Origin of the sequence: Agrobacterium sp. (genome assembly GCF_032092815.1) — a bacterium.
In the GTDB taxonomy this organism is placed as follows: Bacteria; Pseudomonadota; Alphaproteobacteria; order Rhizobiales; family Rhizobiaceae; genus Agrobacterium.
The window spans coordinates 84,427-93,024 of sequence record NZ_DAMDBP010000004.1; the positions used below are offsets into that span (position 1 = coordinate 84,427).

Consider the following 8,598-nt stretch of genomic DNA (forward strand, 5'->3'; position numbering starts at 1 on the left):
GGCTCAGTTCTCCTGCTTCTTGAGAAGCACGGCACCCAGTGTCGCAAGGATGGGAATGGCGATCAGTAGCGGGATGAAGGACCCGGCAAGGCCTGCAAAATCCAGCGCCTTTGAAAACGCCCCACGCGAGATCGTCATGAAATAGGTGGTCGGATAAATCTCGCCAATGAAGGCGCCAGCACCCTGCAGCGAAGAAACCGGGTCCGTCATGCCGGAATATTGTGTGGCCGGGATAAGTGTCAGCAGGGCCGTTCCGAAGATTGCAGCGATCTGGCTCGACATGAAGGTGGACATGAAGATGCCAATCGAGGTGGCAATGATCACATAAAGCAGTGCCGCAGTCGTATAGGCAATAAAACTGCCGGTGAGGGGAACACGGAAGATCAGCGTTGCGAAAGCAACCAGCAGCAGGAAGTTCATAACACCCAGAACGATGTAGGGTATCTGTTTGCCAAACAGGAATTCGAGCCGGGTGACAGGTGTGACGTAAAGGTTGATGATGGAGCCGAGCTCCTTTTCTCGGACGACGCTGAGCGCTGCCAGCATGGCGGGGATCAGCATCAGCAGCAGCGGAATAACCGCAGGCACCATGGCAACGAGGCTTTTGACATCAGGATTGTATCTGAACCGCGTTTCGATTGAGAACGTGCCCTGTGTTGCCTGTGATCCGTAAAGTTCGCGGGCCTTGCGGGTCAGCCAGTTGGCATGCATGCCCTGCACATAACCGCTGACCGTTTCGGCCCGTTGTGGCATGGCACCGTCGATCCAGGCGCCAATCTCGACGCTGTCACCGCGCTGAACCTTGCGTCCAAAGCCCGGCGGAATTTCAATGGCGAGACTTATCTCGCCATCCCGCATTCGCTTGTCCATGTCGGCATAGTCGCGAATGGGTTCTTTTTCGATGAAGTAGCGAGAGCCGGCAATGTCGAGGACATAATCCCTGCTTATGGTGGTATCGTCCCGGTCGAGTACGGAAAAGGTCAGGTCTTCCACATCCATGTTGATGCCATAACCGATGACAAACATCAGGATGACGCTGCCCAGCACCGCAAGCGTGGCACGAATGGGATCGCGCTGCAGTTCCAGCGCTTCTCGTCGTGTGTAGCTGAACATGCGCCTGAAATCGAAAAAGCGTTTTCTGCTCGTCTTTTGCGGATGGCTGGCCGCGGCAAGTTTGGTGATATCAGCGGTTTGAGAGGTTTTTGTCTTATCTGTCTTGTCCGATGGCGAGATGCCGGAGGCTTCTTCAAGATAGGCGATAAACGCATCTTCCAGCGTGGGAGAATTGCGGCTTTTGGCAATGGCTGCCGGTGTGTCACTGATCAGTACCTTGCCGGCATGCATCAGCGAAATGCGGTCACAACGTTCCGCTTCATTCATGAAATGCGTGGAGATGAAGATGGTGACATTGTCCTTGCGCGACAGGCCAACCAGAATTTCCCAAAACGCATCGCGGGCAATCGGGTCAACGCCCGACGTCGGCTCGTCCAGAATGAGCACATCCGGTGAGTGGATCATCGCCACGGCCAGTGACAGGCGTTGGCGGATGCCAAGCGGCAAGCCGTCGGGCAGGGTATCCATCACCTCTTGCAGCGTGAAATGTTTGGCCATTTCCTCAATGCGGGCGGCGATCGTGTCTTCGGGCAGTTTGAAAAGACGCGCATGCAGATCAAGGTTTTGACGAACCGTCAGTTCGCTATAGAGCGAAAAGGCCTGGCTCATGTAGCCAACGCGGCGGCGCACCGCCATGTCACTGGCATCGACCTTACGACCGAAAAGTTTTGCTTCACCTTCACTGGCAGCCAGAAGGCCTGTCAGCATTTTCATTGTCGTTGATTTGCCGCAGCCGTTGGAACCGAGAAAACCGAAGATCTCGCCGCGCGGTATCTGGAAGCTGACATTGTCGACGGCGGTGAAACTGCCAAAACGCATGCTCAGATGGCTCGCCTCAATGGCGTATTCCTGAGGGCCGCTTTCGTCTCGTGGAGGAATGACCACATCCACATGGCTTTTGCGCTCTGCCTCGGGCAACATGGCGATAAAGGCGGCATCGAGATTATCGGTGCCTGTGCGCGCCAGCAATTGCGCCGGCGTGCCGGTGTCAAGGATTTTGCCGGCATTCATCGCGACAAGCCAGTCAAAGCCGGCTGCCTCTTCCATATAGGCGGTGGCGACAATGACGCTCATGCCGGGACGCCCGATGCGGATGGCATCAATCAGCTCCCAAAACTGGCGACGCGACAAGGGGTCTACGCCGGTTGTCGGTTCATCGAGAATAAGCAGGTCAGGGTCATGGATCAGGGCGCAGCAAAGACCGAGCTTCTGTTTCATGCCGCCTGAAAGCTTGGCGGCCGGTCGATCCGCAAAGGGGCCAAGACCGGTGCTGTCAAGCAACTCCCGAATACGGCTTTCCCGTTCCTGCCTGTCCTGTCCGAACAGACGTCCGAAAAAATCGACATTCTCGAACACGGAAAGGGTGGGATAAAGATTCTTGCCCAGCCCCTGCGGCATATAGGCAATACGGGGGCAGGTATCATCACGATGCTGGGCGTCAGACATATCGCCACCCAGAACCTCGACTTTTCCCTTCTGTACGGCACGCGCGCCAGAAACCAGCGACAGAAGGCTGGATTTTCCCACCCCGTCAGGGCCAATCATCCCCACCATGCAGCCCGAAGGAATGTCCAGCGACACATCGCTGAGAGCGATTGTTTTCTTGTATGCGAGTGTCACTTGTTGAAGCCGGACAACGGCGTTCTGGCAGTTGCCTGCATCATCCTTGTGTGTGTCAGCCTCGGTCATACTGGCACCGTTATTTTACAAGGTTCTTTTCGATGTTTTCCGGCCATTCCGCTTGCGGATCGAGCCGAACATACGCCATGCCGGGCAAGCCGGTTTTGACGTATTGAATGTACTTTTGCAGCAGTTCCTGTGGAATTTGAGCGCGAACCCTGAAGGTCAGTTTCTGGCGCTCTTCTTCAGTTTCCACTGTTTTCGGCGTGAATTGCGCCACATCGGCAACGAAGGAAACCTGAGCCGGTATGGTCAATTGTGGTGCGGCATCCAACACCAGACGAACATCCGAACCGATGGAGGTGCGGCCTGCCTCTGCGGTTGGCAGGAAGAAAGTCATATACACATCGCCAAGATCGACGAGGTTCAGAACCCGGCCACCGGACGAAAGGACCTCTCCCGGCTGTGCGATGCGATACTGGATCCTGCCATCACGCGGTGCCGTCAGCGTGCTGTCGGTAATATCGGTTTCAATACTGTCGATCTGGGCTTTCGCGGCATCAACGGCGGCTTCGGCATCGACGACCTGGGCTTTGGCGGCATTGATTGCGGCATCTGAGGCAGCAAGCGACGCTTCTGCAGCGGCAAGTGTGGCACGGGCACCCTGTTCTGCGGCCTCGCTGTCATCAACCACCTGTTGTGACACGGTGTTGTTGCTCAAAAGCTGCCGTGAACGGGCGTTTGTCTTGACGGCCGAGTCGAGCTGAGCCTTGCGCTGTTCGATGACGGCTAAGGCCGATTTCTTCTCCGCTTCACGCTGGGCAACCAGGCTATGAGCCGTATCAACCGATATTTGTGCCCGGCGGAGCTGCGCTTCTGCCTGACGTTTGCTGGCCTCAAGCTGGGCTGTGTCCATTTGTGCAAGCGCTTGACCTGCTTTGACAAATTCGCCCTCACGAACCATTAGGTCCTTAAGCCGTCCGGCGGTTTTGGTGGATATGTCAATCTCGACGGCTTCTATGCGGCCGTTGCTGGCAACGAAGCCGGCGGGCAGGCTGTTACCGCGCAATACGGTCCATGCGTAATATCCGACGCCAATTGCAATCACTGCGATCACGCCCAATACCCAACCTTTTGCAGATTTGAACATTACACTTAATCCGATTTTTCGTTGCCGAAACTATGCATTTAGAGTTGAAGAAATGAATACCGTCTTGAAAGGCATGTCAAACCGCTGGTGGTGCCACGCCATAGAAAATGTGGGGTCTGAGACAGCAAGTCGCACATCATCATGTCGTGTCCCTGCCAACTCTTGGCCTTCACTGAATGCTGCTCCGTCGATCATCACGGCAGGGAAAAGTGCGGCACAACGAAGCTATATCAAAAGTTCTTCTGACCCCATCAAAGCAGCAGCATGCTACGTCTAGTTCAGTCGAAGGTGAGCCCGTGTTTTGTGGGGATCGCTGAGCGGCGTCGAACAATGCCGAGTATGCTCATGGACCTGCCAAAGATAAAAGCGCTGATTGATTTTGTCGGGCGATCAAACGTTACCGAGCTTAAGGTAACGGAAAAAGACGTCACCGTCAGGATATTCCGGACGGGTAATGAGGTCTCTGCCGCGACAGTCACAACACCGGTTGCCGGTGTGCAAAGCGTTTTGCCTGATGTGCAGGTTTCGCCAACTGAAAACAAAAAATCAGGAACGGCTGTTCGTGCACCGATTTTTGGCGTCCTCCACCGTGCCTCTGCACCTGGCCAGCCACCCTTTGTTCAAAATGGCGATACGGTGGAAGAAGGGCAGACACTGTTCATTATCGAAGCGATGAAGGTTTTCAACAAGATCCCCGCACCCTGTGCAGGTCGCATCAGTTTTGTGACTGAGATTGATGGCGGAGAGGTTGAAACCAACGATCTGTTGGCGGAGATCGTGCCATGACGGATGTTTTTACCGGCTCTACTGAACTTTTTGACACTGTTTTGATTGCTAATCGCGGCGAGATTGCCGCACGTATTCAGCGCGCCTGCCGTGAACTGGGCCTGAAGACGGTTTCCATTTGTTCCGAGGCCGACAAGCAGGCATCCTATGGAGAAACGGCGGACAGTTTCATTTGTGTTGGTCCAGCCAATGCGACAAGAAGTTATCTTAACAAGGATGCCATTCTGTTGGCGGCGCGCCTGACCGGTACCGGTGCGGTTCATCCCGGTTATGGTTTTCTGTCCGAAAACACCAGCTTTTCAGATGCGGTTGAAAAGGCGGGTCTGGTTTTTATCGGACCTGATGCGCAATCCATTGCAACGATGGGTGACAAGATTACTGCCAAGCGGGCAATGATTGCCGCAGGCGTGCCCTGTGTGCCCGGCCCTGATACATCGCTTCCTGACGATGCGGGCGTGGTTGCCGGTATTGCCGAGGAGATTGGATATCCTGTTATCATCAAGGCAGCCGGTGGCGGCGGTGGGCGCGGCATGCGGGTTGTACACGAACCCGCTTCGCTGCAAGAGGCAATCACCCTGACACGCGAAGAAGCCAGGCAGGCGTTTGGCAATCCGGCGCTTTACATGGAGAAGTTTCTCCAGCATCCGCGCCATATCGAACTTCAGGTGCTTTGCGACACCCATGGCAATGCCGTGTGGCTTGGGCATCGTGACTGCTCCATGCAGCGTCGCCACCAAAAGGTGGTGGAGGAAGCACCAGCACCGGGGATTTCAGCCGAGATCATGCAACCGGTTGGCCTTGCCTGTGTCGAAGCCTGCCAGCAGATCGGTTATCGCGGCGTTGGAACATTCGAGTTCCTGTACGAAAACGGCAAGTTCTATTTCATCGAAATGAATACCCGCCTGCAGGTCGAACATCCCGTAACGGAAATGACGAGCGGCATCGACATCGTGCAGGCCCAGATCAAGGCGGCGCAGGGCAAATATCTGGAACTGCGCCAGGATGACGTCATCTGTGAGGGGCATTCCTTTGAATGCCGCATCAATGCCGAAGATCCCGATACGTTTTTGCCGTCAGCGGGTGTGGTGACTGATCTCGCCTGGCCGCATGGTGAGGGCATCCGGCTCGATACACATATTCATGCCGGTTACCGCGTGTCGCCCTATTACGACTCCCTCATTGCCAAGCTGATCGTACACGCACCGACGCGGCCTGAAGCCATTGCCAAAATGCGGCAAGCGCTCGCTGAGACACGTGTCGAGGGCATTTCCACCAATCTACCGCTGTTGCGCGCCCTGTTCGAGGATGCGGCATTTGCGCAGGGCGAAACGGATATTCATTACCTCGAGCATTGGCTCAAAGCATGGAGAGCGGCATGAGCCGGTTCGATTTTACCGATCCTGATGCTCTTGCCGCCCTGACGGATATGCTGACGGCGGCCGGCGTGGATGGTCTGGAAATCTCCACACCCGATACTGAGGTGCGACTTGTCATTTTTGCGGCTGGCAATGCTGCGAAATCATCTTCTGAGACAACGGTTTTGCCCAGGACTGCGGCATCCCGCGTTGTGGTGAAGGCGCCCATAGCCGGTCATTTTCATCTGTCGCATTCGTCCGTAGTCGCCGACGGTGACAGGTATCCGCGTGTTGTGGTTGCCGATGACGTGATTGGTTTCATCCGCATCAGCCAAGTCCTTGTTCCTGTGCGGGCCGGTCGCGCCGGTTCGCTGACTGGCCAACTTGTCGAGCAGGGTGCGTTGGTTGGTTACGGTGATCCCCTGTTCGAACTCGAGCTTCAATCATGATTGCTACATCAAGCATCCCAGTGTCGCGCCACGATGTTCAGCCTGTTGTCAAAGGCCGGGCGAAAGTGTCTTTCATCGGTTCAAGATCCTTTCTGCTTGAGGCGCCCGGCGCCTTTGATTTGCCCGCCCAGCGCTGGATCTGGGCGCTGTCGCAAACCGTCAGCGCTTGGGTCGATGTTGTGGAAGTTATTCCCGGCATGACCAACCTTCTGACGATCCTCAAGGAAACGCCAGAAAACCCGGATTTTATCGTGGCCCGTCTGCTGGATGCCTGGGACAACGCAACAAGTGTCGATCTCTCGGGCAAGACGGTTGAAATCCCGGTCCATTACGGCGGCGACTATGCCACTGATCTGGCCGCTGTTTGTGATTTTTCAGGGCTGAGCGACCGTGAGGTCGTGCGCATTCATCATGAGGCAACCTACCGGGTGTTTGCACTCGGCAGTGCGCCGGGTTTTGGTTATCTGCATGGGCTTGATGCGCGTATCTACATGCCGCGGAAGACCGTGCCATCGATCAAGATGGAAAAGGGGTGTGTGACCATTGGCGGCATGCAGACCGGTGTGGCCATGTTGACCGGCCCCAATGGCTGGAACTCGATTGGTTATGCGGATTTGCAGATGTTTGACCCGACATCATCCACTCCGGCCCTTCTGGCACCTGGCGACACGGTTCGCTTCATCCCGGCGAGGGTAGAGCTATGATCGAGATTATCGAAACGGGCCCGTTTAATACCGTTCAGGACCTTGGACGCCCTGGTTTCCGCGACATTGGCGTATCGGCCGGTGGCGCGATGGACCCGCTTGCGGTCAAGATTGGCAATCTTCTGGTTGGAAACACCGCAGATGCGGCTGCCATCGAAGTGCAGACCTTTCCGTTCAAACTGCGCTTTTCAGCGCCTTGTGTGTTTGCAGTGACCGGTGCCGGTGGCGCCAGTCTCTTGAATGGCAAGGCATTGTTGCCATGGTGCGCGCATGCCGCTGCGCAAGGCGACGTGCTGGAATTGCGCCACCCGCCCAAACTGGCACGTGCCTATATTGCGGTTGCAGGTGGCCTGGATGTGCCAGTGCTGATGGGTTCTCGCAGCACGGCATTGCGTGGCAATTTCGGTGGCAATGAGGGAAGGCCGCTTTCCAAGGGTGACCACCTTGTTGCAGGCTCCGTGGCTGATCTTCTGCCATTGCCGGCAACCGGTTTGGCGGTTGTCGAGCCGTCCGAGGCCTTGGCCGATATCTTTGCGCCTGTTGTTGACGGCGTGTTGCAGGTCCGGGCCATTCCAGCCGGTGAACATGATCTTTTCGCTGATGATGGTGACGCTTTCTGGAGCCAGACCTGGCGGATTTCTTCGCGCAGTGACCGCACCGGTTACCGGCTGTCTGGCGATCCTATCAAGCCGACCGAAGTGGTTGAAATGCGCTCCCACGGCGTGGTTCCGGGTGTCGTGCAGGTTCCGCCGGGCGGTGAGCCGATCATCCAGATGAGCGATGCCAATACTGCCGGTGGTTATCCCAAAATTGCAGGTGTCATCGATGCCGATCTCTGGCGGCTGGGGCAGGCCCATGCCGGTGGCAAGATCAGGTTCGTGCGTTCCAGCCATGAGGAAGCCCGCAAGGTTGAAAAGGCGGTGGCCGCTTATCTCGAAGACATCAGCCAGACCACCCAAATGGTGAAACGTGCCCTGAATGCAATGGCTTAAGGCGAAAACGGAAGCAAGAGGGAGGACCGGATGAAGATCGATCTCAATTCCGACATGGGTGAAGGTTTCGGCCCTTACCGCTTGTGTGACGACGAGGCGATGATGAAGCTTGTTTCATCCGCCAATATTGCCTGTGGTTTTCACGGCGGTGATCCCGACACGATGGGCCGCATGGTGCGTCTGGCCAAACAAAATGGCGTTGGAGTTGGCGCGCATCCGGGTCTGCCAGACCGGGCGGGTTTTGGCCGGCGTGAATTGCCGTTCCAGGCGGATGAACTGCGCCAGCAGATGCTTTACCAGCTTGGCGCATTGATCGCGATTGCGAAAAGCGAGGGCGTCGAGGTCGGCCATTTCAGTTTCCATGCCGCAATGGGCAATATGGTCAACCGTGACCCGGCACTTGCCGACATGATGATGAATGCCATTTTT

8 protein-coding genes are annotated in these 8,598 nt (G+C 56.1%); 6 read left to right on the forward strand and 2 right to left on the reverse strand.

Going from position 1 to position 8,598, the window contains the following annotated elements:
• Window positions 1–3: 3 nt before the first annotated feature.
• Together rbbA and RT613_RS03185 are read right to left on the reverse strand one after the other, a co-directional pair.
• Window positions 4–2,802 carry a ribosome-associated ATPase/putative transporter RbbA gene (gene rbbA / locus RT613_RS03180; RefSeq protein ID WP_313612928.1) on the reverse strand — a complete coding sequence of 933 codons (2,799 nt, stop codon included), beginning with the start codon at window positions 2,800–2,802 and terminating at the stop codon, window positions 4–6.
• Window positions 2,803–2,812: 10 nt separating this feature from the next.
• A complete protein-coding gene (locus tag RT613_RS03185; protein WP_313612929.1) occupies window positions 2,813–3,883 on the reverse strand; it encodes an HlyD family efflux transporter periplasmic adaptor subunit in 1,071 nt (356 codons plus the stop codon).
• A gap of 345 nt (window positions 3,884–4,228) precedes the next feature.
• On the opposite strand from RT613_RS03185, the gene RT613_RS03190 reads away from it, so the two are divergent.
• From RT613_RS03190 to RT613_RS03215, 6 genes are all read left to right on the forward strand, one after another.
• Window positions 4,229–4,669, forward strand: coding sequence for an acetyl-CoA carboxylase biotin carboxyl carrier protein subunit (locus RT613_RS03190; RefSeq protein WP_313613064.1), 441 nt, complete (start codon window positions 4,229–4,231; stop codon window positions 4,667–4,669).
• Window positions 4,666–6,048: an acetyl-CoA carboxylase biotin carboxylase subunit gene (gene accC, locus RT613_RS03195; protein WP_313612930.1), complete on the forward strand. Its 1,383-nt coding sequence runs from the start codon at window positions 4,666–4,668 to the stop codon at window positions 6,046–6,048. The genes RT613_RS03190 and accC overlap by 4 nt, the downstream gene beginning before the upstream one ends.
• Window positions 6,045–6,473, forward strand: coding sequence for an acetyl-CoA carboxylase (locus RT613_RS03200; RefSeq protein WP_313612932.1), 429 nt, complete (start codon window positions 6,045–6,047; stop codon window positions 6,471–6,473). The genes accC and RT613_RS03200 overlap by 4 nt, the downstream gene beginning before the upstream one ends.
• The gene (gene pxpB / locus RT613_RS03205; RefSeq protein ID WP_313612933.1) at window positions 6,470–7,177 is read left to right on the forward strand and encodes a 5-oxoprolinase subunit PxpB; all 708 of its coding nucleotides are present in this window, start codon (window positions 6,470–6,472) and stop codon (window positions 7,175–7,177) included. Before RT613_RS03200 ends, pxpB begins: the two co-directional genes overlap by 4 nt.
• Entirely contained in the window at window positions 7,174–8,169 is a 996-nt protein-coding gene (locus RT613_RS03210) for a biotin-dependent carboxyltransferase family protein (RefSeq protein ID WP_313612934.1), read from the forward strand. Before pxpB ends, RT613_RS03210 begins: the two co-directional genes overlap by 4 nt.
• Window positions 8,170–8,199: 30 nt before the next feature.
• On the forward strand, window positions 8,200–8,598 hold a 399-nt coding region (locus RT613_RS03215; protein ID WP_313612935.1), incomplete at its 3' end, for a 5-oxoprolinase subunit PxpA.